The sequence below is a fragment of the Flavonifractor sp. HCP28S3_F3 genome, assembly GCF_052065355.1.
Taxonomy (GTDB): Bacteria; Bacillota; Clostridia; order Oscillospirales; family Oscillospiraceae; genus Flavonifractor.
The window spans coordinates 72622-96416 of sequence record NZ_JBQHUF010000010.1 but is presented as its reverse complement, the minus strand read 5'-3'; the positions used below and the strand labels follow the sequence as shown (position 1 = coordinate 96416).

Here is a 23795-nt window from a genome sequence, read left to right as displayed (position 1 = left end):
TGGGAGCCCGTTTTAACGGGTTCCCACGGGTCCTGTTTGTGTTACAGGAAGGGGTTCAGCCTTTCACCAGCGCTTCGCCTGCGGTGTAGATGTCGCCGGCGCCCACCGTGAGGATGAGGTCGCCGGGCTTGGCCAGCTCCCGCAGCCGCTGAGTGACCTCCGGCAGGGTGGCGTAATACTCGCTGCCGGGGATCTGATCCGCCAGGTCCTTGGAGGAGATGCCGATGTCGTTGACCTCACGGGCGGGGAAGATCTCCGCCAGGATGGTCAGGTCGGGCTGGCGCAGCACCTGAACGAAGTCGTCAAAGAGAGCCTTGGTGCGGGTGTAGGTGTGGGGCTGGAAGGCACAGATGATCCGCTCATACCCCAGGGTGCGGGCGGCGGACAGCAGAGCCTGGAGCTCGCCGGGGTGGTGGGCATAGTCGTCATACACCTCCGCGCCGTGGAAGGTGCCCTTGTGCTCGAACCGGCGGCCGGCGCCCAGGAAGGCGTTCAGACCCTCGCTCACCGCCTGGGGAGATACCGCCAGGGCGATGGAGGCCGCGGCGGCGGCCAGGGCGTTTTTCACATTGTGCTCGCCGGGCACCTGGAGCTCCACGTGGGTGAACACCTCTCCCCGGTAGATCACGTCAAAGGCGGGCAGGCCGTTGTGCCAGGTCAGGTTGGCGGCGTGTACGTCGCCCTGCTCCAGACCGAAGGTGAGGATGGGACGCTTTTCCCCCTCCAGGGTGTGCATGGTGTTGGCGTCGTCGGCGTTGGCCACGATGAGGCCGTTCTCCGGCACACGGTCGGCGAAGGCCCGGAAGGAGTGCTCCACATCCTCCAGATCCTTGAAGAAGTCCAGGTGGTCGGCCTCAATGTTCAGAATCACCGCCACCGTGGGGAAGAAGGACAGGAAGGAGTTGCAGTACTCGCAGCTCTCCAGGATGATGGTGTCACCGTGGCCCACCCGGTAGCCGGAGCCCAGCAGAGGCAGGGTGCCGCCGATCATCACCGTGGGGTCCAGCTGGGCGGCCATGATGATGTGGGTGCACATGGAGGTGGTAGTGGTCTTGCCGTGGGTGCCCGAGATGCACAGGGCGTTCTTGTAGCCCCGCATGATGGAGCCCCAGGCCTGAGCCCGCTCAAACACCGGGATGCCCTTTGCCCGGGCGGCGGCGATCTCGGGGTTCTCGTCGTGGATGGCGGCGGTGCGGATCACCAGCTCCGCCCCTTCGATATTCTCCGCCCGGTGGCCGATGGACACCGGGATGCCCAGGGAGCGCAGATGCTCCACCGTGGCGCTCTCGTGCATGTCGGAGCCGGTGATGACCATGCCCATCTTGTGGAGCACCTCCGCCAGAGGGGACATGGATACCCCGCCGATGCCCGCCAGGTGGGCATGGCGTCCGGGAACGATGTAGTCATGTATATTGGCGTTTGCCATGGGGTTTACACACCCTTTTCTACAGATTATAATAAGTTACTGAAACAGTAACACTATATTATAAACCATTATAGGCAAATGGCAAGGGAAAAATACCGTTGGAGGTGTAGAAAATGAACCTGTGGACCCTGCCGGCGGGGGTTGTCCGCTGCCTGGACACCCTCCGGCGGGCGGGACATGCCGCCCATCCGGTGGGAGGCTGCGTCCGGGATCTGCTGCTGGGCCGGGTTCCGGGGGATTTTGATGTGTGCACCTCCGCCCGGCCGGAGGAGACCATGGCCCTCTTTGACCGCACCGTGCCCACCGGTCTGAAGCACGGCACCGTTACCGTACTGACGGAGGAGGGACCGGTGGAGGTGACCACCTTCCGCCGGGAGGGAGGCTACGCCGACGGCCGCCACCCGGACGGGGTATCCTTTGATGTGGGGCTTACCGAGGACCTGGCCCGCCGGGACTTTACCATCAACGCCATGGCCCTGGGGCCGGACGGGGAAGTCATCGACCCCTTCGGTGGCCGGGCCGACCTGGCTGCCGGGGTGGTCCGCTGCGTAGGCGACCCGGACACCCGCTTTGCCGAGGACGCCCTGCGGATGTTCCGCGCCCTCCGGTTTGCCGCCCAGCTGGGCTTTGCCATTGAGGATAACACCCTGGCCGCCATCGGGCGCAATGCCCACCGGGCCGCCCTGGTGTCGGGGGAACGGATCAAGATCGAGCTGGAAAAGACCCTCCTGTCACCCCGGCCGGAGTGGGCGGGAGAGGCCATCCGCCTGGGTCTGCTGGCCCACCTGTACCCGGTAAAAAACTGCCCCGACCTGACGGAGCTGCGGGAACTGCCGGCGGAGGTTATCCCCCGCTGGCGGGGTTTTTGTGGAAAAACCGGCTTCCCGCTGGAGCGTCTGCCGGTGGAGCGGGCGCTGAGACAGGGGGTGCTCCACCCGGAGCGGGAGGTTATCAAAACCCTGGCCCTGTCCGGCGGGGAGCTGGCCGCCCTGGGGCTGAAAGGGAAGGAGATCGGAGCCGTCCAGAAAGCCCTGGCGGAGCACATTCTGGCCCACCCGGAGGATAACCGGCGGGAAAAACTGCTGGCGCTGATCCCCTTTGGACAGGCAAAATAAGCCCCTCTCCCGCATAAGCATGGGAGACAAGGGGGCGAGACCATGGAGGAAAACCGCAGAGGATTGCTGGAAAAGACGGCGGAGGCCCTGGATCTGCCGGGAGAGATCGTGGCCGGGCTGCCCCACATCGAGCTGACGGGCAGCCATGAGCTGCGCATGGAGAACCACAAGGGTATCCTGGCCTACGGCAGCGAGGAGATCCACATCTCCGGCGGCAAGCTGATCGTGAAGGTGCGGGGGAAAAACCTGGAGCTGCGGGCCATGAACGCCGGACACCTGCTGATCACCGGCACCATCCAGGGCCTGGACCTGACCTGAGGAGGGCGCCATGCTGAAATGGGTGACCAACGCCCTGCGGGGCAAAGTATGCCTGGAGGTGGAGGGGGCCTTTCCTGAGCGGTTCCTCAACCTGTGCGCCCAGCGTGGGATCTTGTTCTGGAATGTGGAGTGGCTGGAGAGCACCCGGCTGCGGCTGACGGTCACCCGCCAGGGTGCGGGTGAGGCCGTGGAGCTGGGGGAGCGGGTGATGTGCACCGTCACCAAGGCGGGTCAAACCGGCATGCTGGCCTTTCTGGAGCGGTTCCGCCGCCGGTACGCTCTGCTGATCGGCCTGGCGCTGTCCCTGACGGCGGTGTGCGTCCTGTCCCAGTTCGTGCTGACCATCCAGGTGGCGGGCAACGAGACCGTGCCCACCGCCGTCATTCTGGCGGAGCTGCGGAGGCAGGGCCTGCGGCCTGGGGTGTTCGGGCCGGGGCTGGACGAAAAGACCATCCGCACCAAGACCCTGCTCCAGATCCCCGAGCTGTCCTGGATGAGCATCAACCTCTACGGCACCCGGGCCCAGGTGCTGGTGCGGGAGGCCACCCCGGAGCCGGAGGTGGTGGACCTGAGCCAGACGGGCAGCGTGGTGGCCCGTGCCTCGGGGATCATCACCAAAATGGACGCCCTATCCGGGGAGGCTCTGGTGGATGTGGGGGATACCGTGCTGGCGGGGGAGACCCTGATCTCCGGCACCGTCCATCTGGAAGCCCCCATGTACAGCGAGGTCCCCGACCTGGGGACCATCCAGGTCCGGGCGGAGGGAAAGGTCCATGCCCGCACCTGGCGCACCCTGGAGGCGGAGATCCCCCTGGAGGCTCAGGTGAAGACCTACACCGGTGAGGAGGAGACCTGCTGGTCGGCCACGATTCTGGGCCGGCGGATTGTTTTTTTCAGAAACAGTGGAATTCACTTCGACCAGTATGATAAAATAAGCAAAGTCTGGGAGCTGACTCTCCCCGGCGGCCAGGAGATGCCCCTGACCGTCCAGAAGGAGACCTGCCGGGCCTATACCACCGCCGCTGTGGAGATCGATGCCGATGCCGCCCGGTCTCTGCTGGAGGAGCGCCTGCTGGAGGCGCTGGAGGAGGCGGTGGGGTCGGGCGAGATCGTCAGCACTGACTATACCGCCAAAGAGGAGGACGGCGTGCTCCATGTCACCCTCCAGGCGGAGTGTACCGAGGAGATCGGGCGGTTCGTGCCCGACCAGAACACACAAGAAAACGAGGCCGATCCATGATAGAACAGACCATCAATATCGAGCGGATGGAGGACGTCATCGACGTCTTCGGGTCCTTTGACGAGAATATCAAGCTCATTGAGAGCGAGCTGGGCGTGTCGGTGGTGAGCCGGGGCGACCAGCTGAAGATCTCCGGCGAGGCGGAAAACGTCATGTACGCCGTGAAGGCCGTCCAGGGCCTGCTGGGCCTGGCGGGCCGGAAGGAGAGCATCACCGAGCAGAACGTCCGCTATATCATCAACCTGGTGCGGGCGGGCAATGAGGAGCACATCAACGACATCGCCCGGGATGTGCTGTGCGTCACCGCCAAGGGCAAGCCCATCAAGGCCAAGACCCTGGGCCAGAAGCGGTATGTGGACGCCATCAAGAAAAATACCATCACCCTGGGCATCGGCCCGGCGGGCACCGGCAAGACCTACCTTGCGGTGGCCGCCGCCGTGGCCGCGTTCCGGGACAAGCAGGTCAACCGGATCATCCTGACCCGGCCCGCCGTGGAGGCGGGGGAGCGGCTGGGCTTTTTGCCCGGCGACCTCCAGAGCAAGGTTGACCCCTACCTTCGGCCCCTGTATGACGCTCTCTTCGAGATGCTGGGCGCCGAGACCTATCAGAAGTATGTGGAGCGGGGCAACATCGAGGTGGCGCCCCTGGCCTATATGCGGGGCCGCACCCTGGACGACAGCTTTATCATCCTGGACGAGGCCCAGAACACCAGCCGGGAGCAGATGAAGATGTTCCTCACCCGCCTGGGCTTCGGCTCCAAGATCGTCATCACCGGCGACGTCACCCAGATCGACCTGCCCCGGGACACCGTGTCCGGCCTGAAGGAGGCCATGCGGGTGCTGGACGGGGTGGAGGACATCGCCATCTGCAAGCTGAACGAGGCCGACGTGGTGCGCCATGTCATCGTCCAGCGGATCATCAAGGCCTACGAGGCCGACGAGAACCGGAGGAACAAAAAATGAAACGCCTGAGCTGGTACGGGTATACGGTGGAGGTGGACGAGGAAGCCACCCGAACCTGGTATGCCCGGGCAGAGGAGTGGAGCTGCACCTGCGGCCACTGCCGGAATTTCGTGGCTCTGGCGAAGGAGCGGAAGCTGCCGCAGGAGATCCTGAGCATCCTGGACAGCCTGTCCATCCCGCCGGAGAAGGCCACCTATGTGTGCGAGCTCTACCACGACGAGAGCTGGCGGGAGAAGGGGCTGCTCTACGAGATCAGCTGGCGCGTGGCGGGCGCGGTGACCGGGCAGCCGGGGGAAAATCAGGGCAATTCCGACTGGGGGGCACCGGCAAAATTCCCTGCCTTCCAGATGATGCTGGGCTATGAGAATTACAATATCGAGCCGGAGTTTCCCGAGCCCTGCTTTGACCTGGATATCAGTTTGTACCTGCCCTGGGTGCTGGACGAGCCCGTGGAAGGGCCTGAGGAGGAAGAACCGTGAACCATGAAATTCTCATTGAGACCGAGGTAGACGGAACGGAGGAGTACGCCGACCTGCTGCGGCAGGTGATCCCCGCCGCCCTGGCTGCGGAGGGGGTAGAGGTGCCCTGCGAGGTGGACGTGCTGTTCACCGACGACGAGGGCATCCACCAGATCAACCTGGAGCAGCGGGAGGTGGACCGGCCCACCGACGTGCTCAGTTTTCCCATGTTCGACCTTCAGCCCGGGGAGCACCCCGCAGAGGAGGACGCCGACCCGGGCACCGGCCTGGTGCCTCTGGGGGATATGGTGATCTCCCTGGAGCGGGCCCGCGCCCAGGGTGAGGAGTTCGGCCACGGCACCCGCCGGGAGGTGGCCTATCTGGCCGTCCACTCGGTGCTCCACCTGCTGGGCTACGATCACATGGACGAGGGGCCGCAGAAGGCTCAAATGCGGGAACGTGAGGAGGCCATCCTGGGTCAATTGGGTATTGGCCGGGATTAAACAATAAAAAGCTCAAGAAAGTTGAGGATCACCTATGGAAATCAAAAAATCTGGTATGATAAGCATTGTGGGCCGGCCCAACGTGGGCAAGTCCACCCTGACCAACGCATTGGTAGGGGAGAAGATCGCCATCGTCTCCAATAAGCCCCAGACCACCCGCAACCGCATCTGCGCGGTGGTGAACCGCAACGACTGCCAGTATGTCTTCCTGGACACCCCGGGCCTCCACAAGGCCCGCACCAAGTTGGGCGACTACATGGTGAACGTGGTCAAGCAGAGCGTGGCCGACGTGGACGCCATCCTGCTGCTGGTGGAGCCCATTCCCCACATCGGCGGCCCCGAGGCTGAGCTCATTGCCCGCATCAAGCAGCTGGGCGTGCCCTCCGTGCTGGTCATCAACAAGATCGACACGGTGGAGAAGGCCGACCTGCTGGCGGTCATGCAGACCTACGGCCAGGCCCATGATTTTAGCGCCATCCTGCCCATCTCCGCCAAAAACGGCGAGGGTGTGGACGAGCTGCTGGACATGCTGGCGGAGTTTTTGCCGGAAGGCCCCCAGCTCTTCCCCGAGGACATGGTCACCGACCAGCCCGAGCGGCAGGTGTGCGCCGAGATCATCCGGGAGAAGCTGCTGCTCTGCCTGGACAAGGAGATCCCCCACGGCACCGCCGTGGAGGTCACCCGCTTCTCCGAGCGGGACAACGAGATCATCGATCTGGACGCCACCATCTACTGCGAGAAGGCCAGCCACAAGGGCATCATCATCGGCAAGGGCGGCGCCATGCTGAAGAAGATCTCCACCCTGGCCCGCACCGATATCGAGGCCTTCATGGGCACCAAGGTCTTTTTGCAGACCTGGGTGAAGGTGAAGGAGAACTGGAGAGACAACATCAATTTGATCCATAATTTCGGATATAAGGACGAATGAGCACATTTTACCGCTGATAAATGTTGTCCATCCGGCCAAGCTAAGTCCGGAAGGAGTGGCTGGACGTGGATCGGACGGAGCTTCTTTGGCGGCTTTTTGTACGCACCGGCCTGCCGGAGGCGTACACCCTGTACCGGCGGACGTCCCTGCAGCAGCGGGGAAAGAAACCGGAACACCCGGCGGGCGGCTGACCGCCCGCCTACATAACAGGAGGGGGAACCATGCACATCACCACCCAGGGGCTGGTGCTGCGGGAGGTCAACTACAAGGAGTCGGACAAGATCCTCACAGTGCTCACCGCCGAGGGGGGCAAGCGGACGGTGAAGGCCAGGGGCTGCCGGAGAAAGAACAGCCCTCTGGCGGCCTCCGCCCAGCTGCTGGTCTACTCCGACATGACCCTCTTCGAGTATCAGGAGCGGTTCACCCTCAACGAGGCGGAGTCCATCCGCCAGTTCTGGCACATGAAATCGGACGTGGAGCTGCTGGCTCTGGGGTCCTACTTTGCTGAGGTGATGGAGGCGGTGTCGGTGGAGGGCCGGCCCGACCCCGCCGCCCTGTCCCTGATTTTGAATTCCCTCCACGCCCTGGATAAGCTGAACAAGCCCCAGGCCCTGATCAAGGCGGCCTTTGAGCTGAAGCTCATGTGCCTGGAGGGGTACGAGCCCCTGCTGGACGCCTGCGCCGCCTGCGGCCTGCCCGACCCGGAGAAACCCCGGCTGGACCTGGTCCAGGGGGTGCTTCACTGCGCCGCCTGCAAGGACGAGGTGGGAGAGGGCGCCTCTCTTGCCCTGGAGGGGAGCACCCTGGCCGCCATGCGGCACATCGTCTACGGCGACCCCAAGCGTCTGTTTTCCTTCCAGCTGGACCCAAAGGGGCTGGACTGCCTGAGCCGGGTGTGCGAGCGATTCCTGCTCACCCAGCTGGACCGGGGGTTCAACACCCTGGACTTTTATAAACAACTGAAAGCGGGGATGTAAGATGGAACTGTACGTAGCCGACGCGTTTACCACCACGCGTTTTTCCGGCAACCAGGCCGGTGTGGCTCTGCTGGGGTCGGAGGATTTTCCTGCGGAAACCCTCATGCGTGCCCTGGCCGGTGAGCTGAAGCACTCCGAGACCGCCTTCGTGAAGCAGACCGGGGAGAAAGCCTTCCATATCCGCTATTTCACCCCGGCGGAGGAGGTGGACCTGTGCGGTCACGCCACCATCGCCGCCTTTACCGTCCTGCGGGACACCGGGGCCATTGCGCCCGGTGACTACGCCCTCCACACCCGCTCCGGCGACCTGGAGATCGAGGTGGGGAAGGACGCTGTGTGGATGGACATGGCTGCTCCCAAGGACGGGCGGACCTTTAGCGAGGCGGAGCAGGAAGAACTGTACGCCGCCTACGGCCTGACCCTGGCGGACCGTCCGGCGGGGCTGGAGCCCCAGGCGGTGAGCACCGGCCTCATGGATATCCTGCTGCCGGTGCAGACCCTGGAGACCCTGGACAAGGCGGTGCAGAACGAGGCTGAGGTCACCCGTTTGTCGGAGCATTATGACGTGGTGGGCGTCCACATGTTCTGCCCCAACACCCCCGACGCCGCCGCCCACTGCCGCAACTTCGCTCCCCTGTACGCCATCCCCGAGGAGGCGGCCACCGGCACCTCCAACGGAGCCCTGACCTATTATCTGTACCGCCGGGGCCTCATTCAGGCCGGGGCGGACAACCGCTTTGTGCAGGGGGAGAAGATGGGCAAGCCCTCCGAGATTTTGAGCCGCATCACCGAGGACGGCAGCGGCGTCAAGGTCCGGGTGGGGGGCCGTGCCCTTATTACCCTGAAATGTGAATTGATTACGGGAGAACCTACATGACCGATTTGTTTGAAAAATCCATACAAACCCTGGAGCTGCCCCGGGTGCTGGAGAAGCTGGCCGAGCAGGCGGTGACGGCGGAGGGCAAGGACCGCTGCCTGGCCCTGCGGCCCTTCACCGATGTGGACGACGTCCAGCGCGCCTTGGACGAGACCACTGCCGCGGTGAATATGACCGCCCTGCGGGGTTCGCCCTCCTTCTCCGGCGTGCGGCCCGTTCGGGCTTCCCTCCAGCGGGCCGACATGGGCGGCGCGCTGAATACCCGGGAGCTGCTGGATATCGCCGCTGTCCTCCGCTCCGCCCGCTCTGCCAAGGAGTACGGCGAGGGAGAGGGAGACCGGACCAAAACCTGCATCGACCACCTGTTCCGCTCCCTGACGGCCAACCGGTTCCTGGAGGACAAGATCACCGGGGCCATCGTGGGTGAGGACGAGATCGCCGACGCCGCCAGCCCTGAGCTGGCTGCCATCCGGCGGCACATCCGGGCCACCGCCTCCAAGGTGCGGGACATCCTCAATAAGCTGATCTCTTCCAGCCAGGCCCGCTACCTCCAGGATGCCATCATCACCCAGCGCAACGACCGCTTCGTGGTGCCGGTAAAGTCGGAGCACAAGAACGACGTGCCCGGTCTGGTCCACGACGTGTCCTCCTCCGGCTCCACCTTCTTCATCGAGCCTATGGGCGTGGTGAAGGCCAACAACGAGCTGAAGGAGCTCCAGTCCCGGGAGGAGAAGGAGATCGAGCGCATTCTGGCGGAGCTGTCCGCCGAGTGCGCCCAGTTCAAGGAGGACATTGCCCAGGACTATGATCTGCTGATCATCCTGGACGTGATCTTTGCCAAGGCCCGGCTGGCCTACCGCATGCGGGGCGCCGCTCCCCGTCTGGACCCCAAGGGCCTCTACCTGCGGAAAGCCCGCCACCCCCTGCTGGACCCCAACAAGGCGGTGTCCAACGACCTGATGCTGGGGGAGAACTTCGATACTCTGGTCATCACAGGCCCCAATACCGGCGGCAAGACGGTGACCCTGAAAACCATCGGCCTTTTGACCCTGATGGCCCAGTGCGGCCTCCACATTCCCGTGGGAGACGGCAGCTGTGTAAAAGTATTCAGCCGGGTGCTGTCCGATATCGGCGACGAGCAGTCCATTGCCCAGAATCTTTCCACATTTTCCTCCCACATGGTGAATATCGTGGGCATTCTGGAGCAGGCCGACGACGAGACCCTGATCCTGTTCGACGAGCTGGGCGCGGGCACCGACCCCGTTGAGGGCGCGGCTCTGGCCGCCGCCATCATCGAGAGCGCCCGGGAGATGGGGGCTCTGGTGGCCGCCACTACCCACTACGCCGAGCTGAAGGTGTACGCCATGACCACCAAGGGGGTGGAAAACGCCTCCTGCGAGTTCGATGTGGACTCCCTGGCGCCCACCTACCGGCTGCTCATCGGCATCCCCGGAAAATCCAACGCCTTCGCCATCTCCCAGCGGCTGGGCCTGCCCAAGGAGATCATCCAAAAGGCCGCCGCCCGCATCGACGCGGAGAACGTGCGGTTTGAGGACGTGCTCACTCAGCTGGACGAGCAGCGCCAGGAGATGGAGCGGGAGAAAGAAGCCGCTGCCAAGCTCCGCCGGGAGATGGAGGAGACCGCCAAGGCCTCCCGGGAGTACAAGGCCCAGATGGAGGCCGAGCGGCAGAAAGCGGTGGAGAAGGCCCAGGCGGAGGCCCGGGCTATCCTGGACGAGGCCAGAGATACCGCCGACCAGGTGTTCAAGGAGCTCAACGACATGCGCCGCCGCCAGAGGAAGGAAGAGGACTGGCAGCGGGTGAATGACGAGCGGGCAGCTCTGCGCCACCGCCTCAACGAGGCCGAGGGCAAGCTGGGCCAGCGGCCGGAGGAGCCGGTTCCGCCGCCCACCCGGCCCGCCAAGGCAGGGGACACGGTGGAGCTGGTGAAGATGGGCACCCAGGCCACGGTGCTCGCCGTCAACAAGGACGGCTCCCTCCAGCTCCAGGCCGGTATTTTGAAGATCACCGCCAAGCAGGACGAGGTGCGGGTGGTGGAGGGCGAGAGCATCAAATCCGCCAAGAAGGTGGTCCAGCGGGCCGAGCACAAGCTGCGCTCCCTGGGCGCCTCCCCGGAGGTGGACCTGCGTGGCATGATGACCGACGAGGCCATCGGCGCCCTGGACCTGTTCCTGGACAACGCGGTGCTTGGCAAGCTCAACGAGGTGCGCATCATCCACGGCAAGGGCACCGGCGCCGTGCGCAAGGCGGTGCGGGATCACCTGAAGCGCAGCCGGTACGTGAAGTCCTTCCGCCCCGGGCGCTACGGCGAGGGTGAGGACGGCGTGACCATCGCGGAACTGAAATAGCGCGTCTTCGTCAATCAATCCAGTTTCGTGTGCGGAATTTGTGTATTTTGTCATTGACGGTTTGGGATAAATTTGCTATCCTATTATACGAAGTATGCGAATGCATCTTGGGGGGAAACGCTATGTATATGAAAGAGGCAGTCGTGAATAATCAGGTTGGCCTGCACGCCAGACCGGCCACGTTCTTTATCCAGAAGGCCAATGAATTCAAGAGCTCCATCTGGGTGGAGAAGGACGAGCGGAGAGTGAATGCCAAGAGTCTGCTGGGCGTCCTTTCTCTGGGGATCGTCAAGGGGACTTCCATCAACCTCATTGCAGACGGCCCCGATGAGAAGGAAGCTGTGGAGGCTCTGATCGAGCTGATCTCCTCCAATTTCTCCGAGTAAGTCAACAGCGAAAGAAAAAAGCGCCGCATTGCGGCGCTTTTTTTGACCCCGGCGGAAAGGAGGGCGGGTAATGACATTTGACGAACTAAAGGAAAAGGCTCATGCCCTGCCGCTGAAGCCGGGCGTGTATATCATGCAGGATAAAAAGAATACGGTCATCTACGTGGGCAAGGCCAAGGCGCTGAAGAACCGGGTGAGCCAGTACTTTGCCAATCTGGCCACCCACACGGAGAAGACCCGTGCCATGGTGAGCCAGATCGACCACTTTGACGTGATCGTGGCCGATTCGGAGTTCGAGGCCCTGGTGCTGGAGAACTCCCTCATCAAGCGCCACCAGCCCCGGTATAATATCCTGCTGAAGGACGACAAGGGGTATCCCTATATCCGCCTGACGGTGAAGGAGGAGTACCCCAGATTTTCTCTGGCCAACAAGGCCGCCGAGGACGGCGCCCGGTATTTCGGGCCCTACGGCAGCCGTGGCAATACGCAAAATATCATCGACGCTCTGCGCATCGCCCTAAAACTGCCCTCCTGCAATCGGAAGTTCCCACGGGATATCGGGAAGGAGCGTCCCTGCCTCAACTACCACATGGGTCAGTGCGACGGCTACTGCCGGAAGGAGATGGACCAGAGCCGCTACCGGGAGGCCATCGACCAGGCCATCCGCCTGCTGGAGGGCAAGTTCCAGGAGGTAGGGGACGAGCTGAAGACGGAGATGGAACAGGCGGCGGAGGAGCTGCGGTTCGAGAAGGCCGCCGAGCTGCGGGACCGGTACAAGGCCATCGAGCTGCTGGGCAAGCGGCAGAAGGTGGTGGCGGGCTCCCTGGCGGACACCGACGTGGTGGGCTTCCACAAGGGGGAGGCCACCCGCAGCTGCTTTGTGGTGCTCCACTTTGTGGAGGGTGAGCTGGCCGCCAAGGACTGGGACCTCATTGAGACCCCCATGGAGGAAGAGACGGCGGACATCCTGTCCGCCCTGGTGCGGCAGTACTACGGCGGCCGTGGGAACCTGCCCCGGCAGATCCTGCTGCCCTGTGAGCTGGAGGACGAGGTGCCCCTGATGCGCATGTTCTCCGAGACGGCGGGGCGGAAGGTTGAGCTGGTGACTCCTCAGCGGGGCGCCAAAATGGACCTGATCCGCCTGGCCAACACCAACGCGGTGGAGGAAGTGGAGCGCTGGACCACCCGGGAGGAACGGCAGAACAAGCTGCTGGAGCTGCTGGGGAACATGCTGAACCTGCCTGCCCCGCCCCGGCGGATGGAGTCCTACGACATCTCCAACCAGGGCGCCGACGATATCGTGGCCTCCATGGTGGTGTATGTCAACGGCAAGCCCCTAAAGCGGGACTACCGCCGCTTCAAGCTGAAGGACATGGACGGCCCCGACGACTACGCCTCCATGGACCAGGTGCTGCGGCGCCGGTTCCAGCGGTATCTGGACGGGGACGAGAAGTTTGCCGACAAGCCCGACCTGCTGCTCATTGACGGCGGCGAGAACCACGCCAAGGTGGCGGTGGGGGTTCTGCATGATTTGGGTCTCAGTATCCCGGTGTTCGGCATGGTGAAGGACGACCGCCACCGCACCCGTGCCCTGGTGACCCCCGACGGCCGGGAGATCGGCATTCAGGGCAACCAGGCTATCTTTTCTCTGATCGGCCAGATCCAGGAGGAGACCCACCGCTTCGCTATCGAGTTCCACCGCCAGCAGCAGAACCAGCGGGTGAAGGGCTCGGTGCTGGACCAGATCCCCGGAGTGGGAGAGAAGCGGCGGAGCGAACTGCTCAAGCACTTCAAGAGCATCAAGAACATCAAGGCCGCCACCCTGGAGCAGCTCCAGGCGGCGGTGCCCAGAAATACCGCCCAGGCGGTGTACGACTTTTTCCGGGAGAAAGAGGGGCAGGGCGGATGAGACGGACGCTGCCTTTGGTCCTGGCCCTGCTGGTCCTGCTGACCGCCTGCGGCAAAACGGACAGCGGACAGGCCGCCCCGGCCATTGCCCCCGGCGCGGCGGAGATCGCTGAGGCGGTGCTGAACAGCCAGCCGGATACGGCGGGGCTGACGCCCCTCACCGGGGACGAGCTGACCGACTATCTCACCGCCGTGTGCGGCATCGAAACGGCCTGGTGGACCGAGGCGGCGGCCTATACCGCCTCCGGTGTGGACGCCCGGGAGATCATCGTCCTCCGGCTGAGCCGGGTGGAGGACGCGAGGAATGTGACCGCCGCTCTGGAAGCCCACCGGCAGGCCCGGCTGGGGGATTTTACCGGCTACGCGCCGGACCAGGCCGACCTGCTGGAGGACGGGACGGTGACCAGTCTGGACGGATATGCCGCCCTGCTGGTCTGTGAGGAGCCGAAGAAGGCCCAGTCCGCCCTGGAGGCGGCCGTGGGCGGGGAAGCGGTCCTGGCGGAGTCCACCCCGGACACGGCCGGTTTTGTCCCCTTCGATCCGCCCAATGAGCACGACATGACCCTCTATGATACCTCCGTCATCCTGGCGGCCTGGGAGAGCGGGGAGGAGGAGGGCCTCAGCGAGAAGGACGCCGCCATCCTGGCCCGGTGCCGGGAGCTGTTTGCGGAGCATATCACCGACGGTATGACCGACTTTGAGAAGGAGCTGGCCCTCCACGACGCACTGGTGCGCCTGGGAGAGTATGACGTGACGGTGTATGCCGACGGCAAGGGCTGGCCCGATAATACTAACCCCTACGGCCTGCTGGTGGAGGGGTACGGCATCTGCCTGGCCTACGCCACCAGCTTCCAGCTGCTGATGGACCTGGCGGGGATCGAGTGCATCACCGTAGTGGGAGCGTCGGCCGCCTCCACCACCGACCACGCCTGGAATATGGTGCGGCTGGAGGGGGAATGGTACTGTGTGGACCCCACCTGGGACGACCCCATCGGCGGTGAGAGCGTGTCGCCCAACCAGTGGGATGCGGTCCACCACGAGTATTTCAATGTGACCAGCGACTATATGCGCCAAACCGACCACCAGTGGGACTATGCCAATGTGCCCGAGGCCGACACCGTCCGGTTCTGCTGGAACGGCACCGGCCGTCTGCCCAACTGACCATAGAAAGGAAGGAATCGCCATGCGCGTCATTACAGGAATTGCCCGGGGCCGGAAGCTGAAGGAGCTGCCCGGTCTGGAGACCCGGCCCACCACCGATAAGGTGAAGGAGTCGGTGTTCAACATCGTACAGTTTGACATTGAGGGCCGGCGGGTGCTGGACCTGTTCGGCGGCACCGGCCAGATGGGCATCGAGGCCCTGTCCCGGGGCGCGGCCCACTGCACCTTCGTGGACCTGCGGAAGGAGGCCGCCGCCGTCATCCGGGAGAACCTTGCCCACACCAAGCTGGCAGAGCAGGGCAAGGTGATCCAGGGGGACTATCTGGCCTTCCTCACCGGCTGCCGGGAGAAATTCGACCTGGTGTTCCTGGATCCCCCCTACGGCACCGGAATGTTGGAAAAAGCCCTGTCGGCTATCGCCAAGATTGACATCGTGACGGAAAATGGTATAATAGTCTGCGAAAGTGCCGCCGAGGCGGCGCTGCCGGAGCTGCCCGCGCCCTATCGGATGGGACGGGATTACCGCTACGGCAAGATCAAGATCACGCTGTACCACCGGGACGCCTGAACCCCTTTCCCCGGCATGAGGATGTGAGCCCACATGAAAACCGCCATCTACCCCGGCAGCTTTGACCCCATTACGCTGGGGCATTTGAATATCATCAAGCGCGCCGCTGTCTGCTTCGACAAGCTGATCGTCTGTGTGCTGGTGAACTCGGAAAAGGTAAACCGGGGCCTGTTTACCCCGGAGGAACGGGTGGAGCTCATCCGTAAGGTAGTGGCCAAGCTGCCCAACGTGGAGGTGGACTGCTCCTCCACTCTGCTGGCAGAGTATGCCCGGCAGCGGAAGGCCTGCACCCTGGTAAAGGGCCTGCGGGCGGTGTCCGACTATGAGAACGAATTGCAGATGGCCCTCATCAACCGCAAGCTCAATCCCCGTCTGGAGACCATGTTTCTGCCTTCCAGCACGAAATACACCTACATCAGCTCCAGCGTGGTGAAGGAGATGGCCCGCTACGGGGCCGACCTGACGGATTTTCTCCCCCGGGAGATCATCGAGGACGTACAGCGGAAAATGGACAGCAGGAGGGATAGCTGATGGCTACCGGCGTAGACGAATTACTGGACATGCTCTTCGAGATGATCGACGAGGCCAAGAGCATGCCTTTGAGCAGCGATAAATGCATTCTGGAGCGGGACAAGGCTCTGGATCTGCTGGACGAGATCCGCGCCCAGTTCCCCATGGAGCTGGCGGAGGCCAAGAAGCTCATTGCCGCCCGGACGGAGTACATCAACTCCGCCAAGCGGGAGGGTGAGCTGATCCGCAAGCAGGCGGAGGACCAGGCCCGGCAGATGGTGTCCGAGGACGAGGTACTGGCCCAGGCCAAGCAGAAGGCCAACGAGATGCTCCGCACCGCCGAGGAGCGCAGCCGCGACCTGCGCAAGGCGGCCAACGACTACTGTGAGGACGCCCTCCGCCGCACTGAGGAGGCGGTGGCCGAGGCCTATGACGAGATCAAAAAGTCCCGGGCCCGGTTCCGTGCCCTGGCGGGCGGCTCCGCCCCTGCCGGCCGGCAGCCCTATGACGCCGCCGCCGACGAGTAAATCCTGTTTACGTAATATCGAAATATGGTACTTTTTCGCCACCATACCGTAAGGTATGGTGGCTTTTTTGTTTCCATTTGTAACGATGGAAAGTCGAACGCATGTTTTTCATGCTGAAAAGAAGGCGTTTACCTAGGAAAACAGGCATTTTTCTACTTAAAAAAGAAGAAAAAACTATTGCAATTCTGTTACAGAGCATTTATACTAGAGAAGAAAGTGGGGCGAAGTGGAGGAAAAACCCGCCGGATTTCAGTAAAGTGGAGGGAGAGTGAAGGGCGTGACCGGGACTTACGAGCATAGCATCGACTCCAAAGGCCGCCTGTTCATTCCCGCCAAGCTCCGGGAGGAGCTGGGCGTCACCTTCTACCTGGCCATGGGCGTGGACGCCTGCCTGGCCATTTACCCCCAGTCCACCTGGGACCGGTTTACAGAAAAGTTTGCCTCCCTGCCCATGAGTCAGTCCAAGGCCATGCGCCCGCTGTTCGCCAACGCCGCCAAGTGTGAGCTGGACAGCCAGGGCCGTATCGTCATTCCCCAGAAGCTGCGCAAGTACGCGGGTCTGGACAAGGATGTGGTCATCATCGGCGTCCACGACCGGGCGGAGATCTGGAGTGCCGACGCCTGGCTGGCTCAGGAAGAGGAAGAGATGACGCCGGAGAAAATGTCGGCTTGCATGGAGGCTTTGGGATTCTGATATGAGTGAACCGATCTATTCCCACAAGCCGGTGCTGCTGGACGAGTGCATCGAGGGGCTGGACATCAAGCCGGAGGGGATCTACCTGGACGGCACCCTGGGCCGGGCGGGCCACAGCCGGGAGATCGCCAAGCGGCTGACCACCGGCAGACTGATCTGCGTGGACCGGGACCAGGCGGCCCTGGACGCGGCCCAGGAGCGGCTGGCTTCCTGGATGGACAAGGTAACCCTGGTGCACAGCAACTTCTGCGAGCTGGACGCCATTCTGGACGGCCTGGGTCTGGAGGGCGTGGACGGCATGCTGTTTGACCTGGGGGTGTCTTCCCCCCAGCTGGACGACCCGTCCCGGGGGTTCTCCTACATGGCGGACGCCCCCCTGGACATGAGAATGGACAAGACCGATACCCTGACGGCCCGGACGGTGGTCAATGAGTGGCCCCAGGAGGAGCTGCGGCGCATCCTCTGGCAGTACGGGGAGGAGCGGTATGCCCCCGCCATCGCGGGAGCCATCGTCCGGGCCAGGGACAAGGCGCCTATTGAGACCACCCTGCAGCTGGTGGAGGTCATCCGGTCGGCCATGCCGGCCGCCGCCCTGCGGGAGAAGCAGCACCCGGCCAAGCGGAGCTTCCAGGCCATCCGCATCGCGGTGAATGACGAGCTCTCGTCGGTAGACAAGATGGTGCGCGCCGCGGTGCCCCGTCTGAACCAGGGCGGGCGGCTGGCGGTGATCTCCTTCCACTCGCTGGAGGACCGGATCGTGAAAAACGCCCTGGCGGAGTTTGCCAAGGGCTGTACCTGCCCGCCGGACTTCCCGGTGTGTGTGTGCGGGAAAAAGCCGCAGATCAAACTGGTGAATAAAAAACCCATCGTTTCCGGAGCGGCGGAGCTGGAGGAAAACCCCAGAGCCCGCAGTGCCAAGCTCCGGGTGGCAGAAAAGCTGTGAGTTTACCAAGGAGAATGGAGTGGACGCAGGAATGGCGACTGCCGTAAAGCACAGAGCACGATACAACCGATACAACGACATCCCCTATGACGCCTATGACGGCTCGGCGGTACGGCAGCTTCCCGGCGAGGAAGTGCTCCAGCCCCGTCCCATGGTGCGGCCCAAGGAGCGGGTGGTGGCCCGTCCCAAGGTCCGTGTGCGGGAGGCGGGCCGGGTGGCGCCCTTCGCTGTGGTGGGCTTTCTGGCCATCGGCGTGTTTGCCATCCTGCTGCTGTACAGCTATGTGAACCTGACGGTGATCTCCCAGCAGGTGGTGGACCTGAAGAGCGAGATGACCGAGCTGCGCTCCGAGGAGGCCAAGCTGCGGGCTCAGTACGAGCTGGCCTATGACCTGGAGGGCATCGAAGCGGCAATGACGGCCGACGGCTCCATGGTCAAGCCCCAGAGCGGACAGACCATCTATGTGGACCTCTCCGAGCCCGACTCCGTGACCCTGTTCCAGCAGGAGGATACCGCCGCCGAGGGCGCTCAGGGCTTTGTAGACAGCGTGAAATCCATCGTGAATGAGATCGTGGAATATTTCCAGTGACCCCAGCCATATATTGATTTGCAGACCCCATAAAGAGAGAACCGGGCTGCCGCCGGGCGGCCCACCCGTATGAAACGAAAACGGACGAAAGAGGGCGTAAGAAAAGAAATTTTCTTACGCCCTCCACTGTAACTATCCGTCGATTTCGGCGGAGCGACCCAAGCGAGGTGACCAGTCATGGCGTACAGAAAGAAAGACCGAGTGATCCGGCAGCAGCCGGACCGGCGGGCCAACCGCACCATCCTGATCCGCACCCTGGTTCTGATGGCGATTTTTGGCGTAGCGGTATTCGTACCGTTGTTTTTCCGGCTCTGGCAGATCCAGATCAGCGAATACGACAAGTATAAGGAACTGGTGGCGGATCAGCAGACCAAGGACAGCACGGTGGAGGCCAACCGGGGCACCATTTATGACAGCACCGGCACCCCGCTGGCCCTCAGCGCCACGGTGTACAACGTGCAGCTCTCTCCCAAGGAGATCATCGCCTGTCAGGAGGCCTATCAGGAGAAAGTGAAGGAGGCCAAGGAGAAGGGAAAGGACCCTCCGGACTATCCCGAACCCACCAACCAGTTCATCGCCGAAAATCTGGCGGCCATCCTGGACCTGGAGGTGGACGACATCCTGGCCCGGCTGGCCAAGGAGAACTCCCTGTATGAGATGATCAAATGGCGGGTAGAGCCGGAAGAGTCGGAGGCGGTGGAGCAGTTCATCACCGAAAACCATATCAGCGGCATCTACCTGATGCCCACCAGCAAGCGGTACTATCCCAAGGGCAGCCTGGCCGCCCAGGTCATCGGCTTTGTCAACCCCAACGTGGACAATACCGGCGCCTACGGCGTGGAGGCGCTGTATGAGGAGGAGCTGTCCGGCGAGAGCGGCCGTGTGGTCACCGCCAAGAACGGCGTGGGCACCGAGATGCTCTACTGGTTTGAGGACTACTATGACGCCACCGACGGCGACGACCTGACCCTGACCATCGACGCCACCATCCAGTCCTTCTGCGAGAGCATCCTGAAAAAGGGCATCGAGCAGTTTGAGGTCCAGGACGGCGGCTTCTGCATCGCCATGGACCCCAACACCGGCGAGATCCTGGCCTGGGCCAACTCTCCCACCTATGATCTGAACAACTACCGTGAGGTCTCCGATCCGGTGCTGCTGCAGTACATCGAGGATGTGAAAAACGGCGGCTACACCAAGGAGGAGGCCTATCTGAAGGCCCTGGAGGAGGGCGCCTCCTCCCAGGAGGCCTATGATAAGGCAGTGGCCGCGGCAGAAACCAACGCCCTGTACACCCAGTGGCGCAACAAGGCTATCAACGACACCTACGAGCCCGGTTCCACCTTCAAGTCCCTGGTGCTGGCCGCCGCCCTGGAGGAGGGCGTGGTCAGCGAGAGCGACCACTTCTACTGCTCCGGCAGCGTGCAGGTGGCCGACCACACCATCCACTGCTCCGACCGTGACGGCCACGGAGACCAGGACCTGGCCAAGGCGGTGGCCAACTCCTGTAACCCGGCCTTCATTGCCATTGGTCAGAAGCTGGGTGCGGATAAATTCTACGACTATCTGGAGAGCTTCGGCCTGCTGGAACCCACCGGCATCGATATGCAGGGCGAGCCCAAGAACGATCCGGTGAGTGCCGGCCTGATCTGGAGCCGGGACTACTTCACCAGCGCGGAGGGCATCTCCTCCCTGGCCACCGCTTCCTTCGGCCAGCGCCTGAAGATCACCCCCATCCAGATGCTCACCGCCGCCGCGGCGGTGGTCAACGGCGGCCACCTGATGAAGCCCTACGTGGTCAGCCAGGTCACCGACCCCAACGGCAACGTGGTCCAGTCCAACCAGCCCACCGAGGTGCGCCAGGTGGTCAGCGAGCAGACCAGCGAGCGCTGCCGGGAGATCCTGGAGAAGGTAGTGGACGGCGGCACCGGTAAGAACGCCCGGGTAGAGGGCTACCGCATCGGCGGCAAGACCGGTTCCTCCGAGACCGGCGAGACCGACCACACCATCGTCTCCTTCCTGGGCTTTGCCCCGGCGGACGATCCCCAGGTCATCATCCTGCTGGCCTACGACAACCCCAAGCCCGCCTTCCCCGGCGCCAAGTCCACCGCCGGCGGCTGGTACATCAGCGGCGGCAACATGGCCGCACCCATGGCCGGCGAGCTGCTGGAGAACATTCTGGACTACCTGGGCGTGCAGAAGACCTACTCGGCCACCGCTGACGTGCTGGTGCCCAACGTCACTGGCATGAACCTGGCCACCGCTACCTCCACCCTGAAGAAGAACAACCTGACCCTGCGGACTGTGGGCGACGGCGACACCGTCACCGGTCAGATCCCCGCCAAGGGTGCATCCATCCCCGGCGGCAGCGAGGTTGTGCTCTATATGGGCACGGAGGTGCCCACCGATCAGGTGCAGGTGCCCAACGTGGTGGGCCTCACTCTGGAGCAGGCCCAGAAGAAGATGGAGGACGCCGGCCTGTATCTGAAGGCCATCGGCGCCGCCGATTACAGCGCCAGCACCGCCTACGAGCAGGAGACTGCCGCCGGTACCCTGGTGGACCGGGGCACTGCCATCGAGGTGCGCTTCAGCGACTCCACCGCCAGCGGCGGTGGCGGCTCCGGCCTGTGATCAAAAAAACGATGAAGCAGTTTTCACACCATGGCAAAGCCCAGTGAAACGGGTTTGCCATGGAGAGGAGCCGCAAGGAAGCGAAGCGCGGTTTGGGCGTCAGCCCGAACAAAGCGATGCGGACTTTGCGGCGACGATTTGGAGGGTGCATGCATGAAGCTAAACCAACTGCTCAAGTCGGTCCCCATCACGGACCGGCGGGTTGGGGATGTGGATGTATCGGCAATCAGCTATGACACCCGTACCATGACCCCCGGCTGCCTCTTTGTGGCGCTGCCGGGATACAAGACAGACGGCCACCGGTACATTGCCCAGGCCCTGGAACAGGGGGCGGCGGCGGTGCTCTGCCAAAGCCCCCCGGCCGGGGAGGGCCCCTGGCTGGTGACTCCCGATCCCCGGGCGGCTCTGGCCGCCGTCTCCGCCAACTGGTTCGGCCATCCGGCGGAGGAGCTGACGGTGCTGGCGGTGACCGGCACCAACGGCAAAACCACGACCACCTATCTGCTGAAAGCCATGCTGGAAGGGGTGCTGGGGGCCAAGGTTGGCCTCATCGGCACCAATCAGAACATGATCGGGGAGGAGATCCTCCCCGCCCACCGCACCACCCCGGAGTCCTGGGAGGTGCAGAAGCTGCTGCGGGACATGGCGGACGCCGGCTGCACCCACGTGGTGATGGAGGCCTCCTCCCACGCCCTGGTGCTCCACCGGCTGGACGGTATTCGCTTCAAAGCGGGCATCTTCACCAACCTGACCCAGGATCACCTGGACTTCCACCGGACCATGGAGGCCTACCGGGACGCAAAAGGTCTGCTGTTCCGCCAGTGCGAGAGGGCGGTGCTCAACCTGGACGACGAGGCGGGGCGCTACTATGCCTCCACCGCCCCCTGCCCGGTGTTCACCTACTCCGAGCGGCGGGACGAGGCGGACCTCACCGCCAAAAACCTGCGGCTCTTTCCCCAGCGGGTGGAGTTTGAGGCGGTGACCATGGACGCCATCGCCCGGGTGCGGCTGGCCATCCCCGGCGGCTTCACCGTGTACAACGCTCTGGGCGTCCTGGCCTGCGGCGTGACCCTGGGCCTGCCTCTGACCGACTGCGCCCGCGCCCTGGCTTCGGCACGGGGCGTGAAGGGCAGGGTGGAGGTGGTGCCGGTGCCGGCGGACTTTACCGTCATCATCGACTACGCCCATACCCCCGACGCCCTGGAAAACATCCTCACCACCGTACGGGACTTTACCCCCGGCCGGGTCATCTGCCTGTTCGGCTGCGGCGGCGACCGGGACCGCTCCAAGCGGCCCAAAATGGGCGCCATCGCCGGCACCCTGGCCGACGTGGCGGTGGTTACCTCCGACAACCCCCGCACCGAGGAACCGGAGACCATCATCCGGGACATTCTGGCGGGGATGGAGGACACCCCGGCCCGACGGCATGTGGAGCCCGACCGGCGGAAAGCCATCCCTCTGGCCCTGTCCCTGGCCCGGCCCGGCGACACCGTGGTGCTGGCGGGAAAAGGCCACGAAACTTATCAGGAGATAAACGGCGTGCAGCATCACCTGGACGAACGGGAGGAAATCGCCGCCTGGTTTGCCAAATAGACAAGGAAGTTTGTTACTATTTCAAGTAGAAAGCGCCGGGCGTTTGTGATAAAATACCTACCCGGTCTGAATGGAACGGATCAAATCGAGCTGTGAGAGGCTTTGGAGGTTGCAAAAGAGATGTTGAGGATCGTCATCAGTATCGTGGCGTCGTTTGTGGTGACCGCCCTGGCGGGGCGGTGGCTGATCCCCGTGCTGCGCCGGATGAAGGCGGGCCAGTCCATCAAGGAAATCGGACCCACCTGGCACATGACCAAGCAGGGCACCCCTACCATGGGCGGGCTCATGTTCATTTTCGGCACTGCCGTTATGGTAGCGGCGCTGAGCTGGCCGGATTTTGAAAACGGGATCCTGGGCGGGGCCTTCGTGTTCCTGTTTGCCCTGGTGTTCGGTATCATCGGCTATATCGACGACTATTTTAAGGTAAAGAAGCATGAGAACACCGGCCTCACCGCCCCTCAGAAGTTCCTGCTTCAGCTGGCGGCCGCCGTGCTGTTTACCGTGCTGCTGCGGAATTTCGGGTATCTGACGCCTGATCTCTACATCCCCTTCGTCAATGTGACGTTCCCTGTGCCCTGGCCTCTGTACATGATCTTTGCCGCCTTTGTGATGGTGGGCTGCGTCAACGCCGTCAACATCACCGACGGCATCGACGGCCTGGCCGCCGGCGTGACGGTGCCGGTGATGATCTTCTTCACCGCCGTGGCCGTGCTGTGGGAGCACTACGAGCTGGGCATCTTCTCCGGCGGCCTGCTGGGCGGCCTGCTGGCCTTCCTGATCTATAACTTCCACCCCGCCAAGGTGTTCATGGGCGATACCGGCTCCCTGTTCCTGGGCGGCGCGGTATGCGGCCTGGCTTTTGGGCTGGATATCCCCCTGGTGCTCATTCTGGTGGGCATCATCTACATTGCTGAGACCCTGTCCGATATCATTCAGGTGGGCTACTTCAAGCTCACCCACGGCAAGCGGATCTTCCGCATGGCGCCCCTCCACCACCATCTGGAGATGGGCGGCTGGAGCGAGGTGAAGCTGGTGACGGTGTTCACCGGCATCACCCTGCTGGCCTGCCTGGTGGCCTTCTGGGGCGTCATGGGCCGCTGGGCCTGAGTTTCATT

Annotated in this window: 24 protein-coding genes; 23 read left to right on the top strand and 1 reads right to left on the bottom strand. The window is 63.3% G+C overall.

Going from position 1 to position 23795, the window contains the following annotated elements:
* Nucleotides 1-55: 55 nt before the first annotated feature.
* Nucleotides 56-1426, bottom strand: coding sequence for a UDP-N-acetylmuramate--L-alanine ligase (gene murC, locus ACTNB1_RS10255; protein WP_441169240.1), 1371 nt, complete (start codon nucleotides 1424-1426; stop codon nucleotides 56-58).
* 113 nt (nucleotides 1427-1539) lie between these two features.
* On the opposite strand from murC, the gene ACTNB1_RS10250 reads away from it, so the two are divergent.
* From ACTNB1_RS10250 to mraY, 23 genes are all read left to right on the top strand, one after another.
* On the top strand, nucleotides 1540-2541 hold the full coding sequence (locus tag ACTNB1_RS10250) for a CCA tRNA nucleotidyltransferase (RefSeq protein WP_441169238.1): 1002 nt from the start codon (nucleotides 1540-1542) through the stop codon (nucleotides 2539-2541).
* 42 nt (nucleotides 2542-2583) lie between these two features.
* Complete coding sequence (locus tag ACTNB1_RS10245) at nucleotides 2584-2859, top strand: YabP/YqfC family sporulation protein (RefSeq protein WP_441169236.1); 276 nt, start codon at nucleotides 2584-2586, stop codon at nucleotides 2857-2859.
* Between the two features lie 10 nt (nucleotides 2860-2869).
* Nucleotides 2870-4099: a sporulation protein YqfD gene (locus ACTNB1_RS10240; RefSeq protein WP_441169235.1), complete on the top strand. Its 1230-nt coding sequence runs from the start codon at nucleotides 2870-2872 to the stop codon at nucleotides 4097-4099.
* The gene (locus tag ACTNB1_RS10235) at nucleotides 4096-5061 is read left to right on the top strand and encodes a PhoH family protein (protein WP_441169233.1); all 966 of its coding nucleotides are present in this window, start codon (nucleotides 4096-4098) and stop codon (nucleotides 5059-5061) included. Before ACTNB1_RS10240 ends, ACTNB1_RS10235 begins: the two co-directional genes overlap by 4 nt.
* Entirely contained in the window at nucleotides 5058-5540 is a 483-nt protein-coding gene (locus ACTNB1_RS10230) for a hypothetical protein (protein WP_441169232.1), read from the top strand. Before ACTNB1_RS10235 ends, ACTNB1_RS10230 begins: the two co-directional genes overlap by 4 nt.
* Nucleotides 5537-6022, top strand: coding sequence for an rRNA maturation RNase YbeY (gene ybeY / locus ACTNB1_RS10225; protein ID WP_441169231.1), 486 nt, complete (start codon nucleotides 5537-5539; stop codon nucleotides 6020-6022). The genes ACTNB1_RS10230 and ybeY overlap by 4 nt, the downstream gene beginning before the upstream one ends.
* A gap of 34 nt (nucleotides 6023-6056) precedes the next feature.
* Nucleotides 6057-6950 (top strand): GTPase Era, encoded by an 894-nt coding sequence (gene era, locus ACTNB1_RS10220; protein WP_441169229.1) that lies wholly within the window; start codon nucleotides 6057-6059, stop codon nucleotides 6948-6950.
* Nucleotides 6951-7015: 65 nt separating this feature from the next.
* Nucleotides 7016-7141 (top strand): hypothetical protein, encoded by a 126-nt coding sequence (locus tag ACTNB1_RS10215; protein ID WP_441169228.1) that lies wholly within the window; start codon nucleotides 7016-7018, stop codon nucleotides 7139-7141.
* 30 nt (nucleotides 7142-7171) lie between these two features.
* Nucleotides 7172-7927, top strand: a complete 756-nt coding sequence (gene recO / locus ACTNB1_RS10210) for a DNA repair protein RecO (RefSeq protein WP_441169226.1) — start codon at nucleotides 7172-7174, stop codon at nucleotides 7925-7927.
* Between the two features lies 1 nt (nucleotide 7928).
* Nucleotides 7929-8804, top strand: a complete 876-nt coding sequence (locus ACTNB1_RS10205) for a PhzF family phenazine biosynthesis protein (RefSeq protein ID WP_441169225.1) — start codon at nucleotides 7929-7931, stop codon at nucleotides 8802-8804.
* Nucleotides 8801-11173 (top strand): endonuclease MutS2, encoded by a 2373-nt coding sequence (locus ACTNB1_RS10200; protein WP_441169223.1) that lies wholly within the window; start codon nucleotides 8801-8803, stop codon nucleotides 11171-11173. The genes ACTNB1_RS10205 and ACTNB1_RS10200 overlap by 4 nt, the downstream gene beginning before the upstream one ends.
* Before the next feature lie 122 nt (nucleotides 11174-11295).
* Nucleotides 11296-11559, top strand: coding sequence for an HPr family phosphocarrier protein (locus ACTNB1_RS10195; protein ID WP_007495691.1), 264 nt, complete (start codon nucleotides 11296-11298; stop codon nucleotides 11557-11559).
* A 70-nt stretch (nucleotides 11560-11629) separates the two neighbouring features.
* Complete coding sequence (uvrC, locus tag ACTNB1_RS10190; RefSeq protein ID WP_441169221.1) at nucleotides 11630-13468, top strand: excinuclease ABC subunit UvrC; 1839 nt, start codon at nucleotides 11630-11632, stop codon at nucleotides 13466-13468.
* Nucleotides 13465-14628, top strand: coding sequence for a DUF4358 domain-containing protein (locus tag ACTNB1_RS10185; RefSeq protein ID WP_441169220.1), 1164 nt, complete (start codon nucleotides 13465-13467; stop codon nucleotides 14626-14628). Before uvrC ends, ACTNB1_RS10185 begins: the two co-directional genes overlap by 4 nt.
* A gap of 22 nt (nucleotides 14629-14650) precedes the next feature.
* Nucleotides 14651-15196 (top strand): 16S rRNA (guanine(966)-N(2))-methyltransferase RsmD, encoded by a 546-nt coding sequence (gene rsmD / locus ACTNB1_RS10180; protein WP_441169219.1) that lies wholly within the window; start codon nucleotides 14651-14653, stop codon nucleotides 15194-15196.
* Nucleotides 15197-15229: 33 nt separating this feature from the next.
* The gene (gene coaD / locus ACTNB1_RS10175) at nucleotides 15230-15727 is read left to right on the top strand and encodes a pantetheine-phosphate adenylyltransferase (protein WP_441169218.1); all 498 of its coding nucleotides are present in this window, start codon (nucleotides 15230-15232) and stop codon (nucleotides 15725-15727) included.
* Nucleotides 15727-16233: a hypothetical protein gene (locus ACTNB1_RS10170; protein WP_441169216.1), complete on the top strand. Its 507-nt coding sequence runs from the start codon at nucleotides 15727-15729 to the stop codon at nucleotides 16231-16233. Before coaD ends, ACTNB1_RS10170 begins: the two co-directional genes overlap by 1 nt.
* A gap of 277 nt (nucleotides 16234-16510) precedes the next feature.
* Complete coding sequence (mraZ, locus tag ACTNB1_RS10165) at nucleotides 16511-16927, top strand: division/cell wall cluster transcriptional repressor MraZ (protein WP_441169214.1); 417 nt, start codon at nucleotides 16511-16513, stop codon at nucleotides 16925-16927.
* Between the two features lies 1 nt (nucleotide 16928).
* Nucleotides 16929-17870, top strand: coding sequence for a 16S rRNA (cytosine(1402)-N(4))-methyltransferase RsmH (rsmH, locus tag ACTNB1_RS10160; protein ID WP_441169213.1), 942 nt, complete (start codon nucleotides 16929-16931; stop codon nucleotides 17868-17870).
* A 31-nt stretch (nucleotides 17871-17901) separates the two neighbouring features.
* Nucleotides 17902-18459: a hypothetical protein gene (locus tag ACTNB1_RS10155; protein ID WP_441169211.1), complete on the top strand. Its 558-nt coding sequence runs from the start codon at nucleotides 17902-17904 to the stop codon at nucleotides 18457-18459.
* A gap of 177 nt (nucleotides 18460-18636) precedes the next feature.
* Nucleotides 18637-21087 carry a penicillin-binding transpeptidase domain-containing protein gene (locus ACTNB1_RS10150; RefSeq protein WP_441169209.1) on the top strand — a complete coding sequence of 817 codons (2451 nt, stop codon included), beginning with the start codon at nucleotides 18637-18639 and terminating at the stop codon, nucleotides 21085-21087.
* A gap of 153 nt (nucleotides 21088-21240) precedes the next feature.
* The gene (locus ACTNB1_RS10145; protein ID WP_441169207.1) at nucleotides 21241-22680 is read left to right on the top strand and encodes a UDP-N-acetylmuramoyl-L-alanyl-D-glutamate--2,6-diaminopimelate ligase; all 1440 of its coding nucleotides are present in this window, start codon (nucleotides 21241-21243) and stop codon (nucleotides 22678-22680) included.
* A gap of 120 nt (nucleotides 22681-22800) precedes the next feature.
* The gene (gene mraY / locus ACTNB1_RS10140; RefSeq protein WP_441169206.1) at nucleotides 22801-23787 is read left to right on the top strand and encodes a phospho-N-acetylmuramoyl-pentapeptide-transferase; all 987 of its coding nucleotides are present in this window, start codon (nucleotides 22801-22803) and stop codon (nucleotides 23785-23787) included.
* Nucleotides 23788-23795 lie beyond the last annotated feature (8 nt).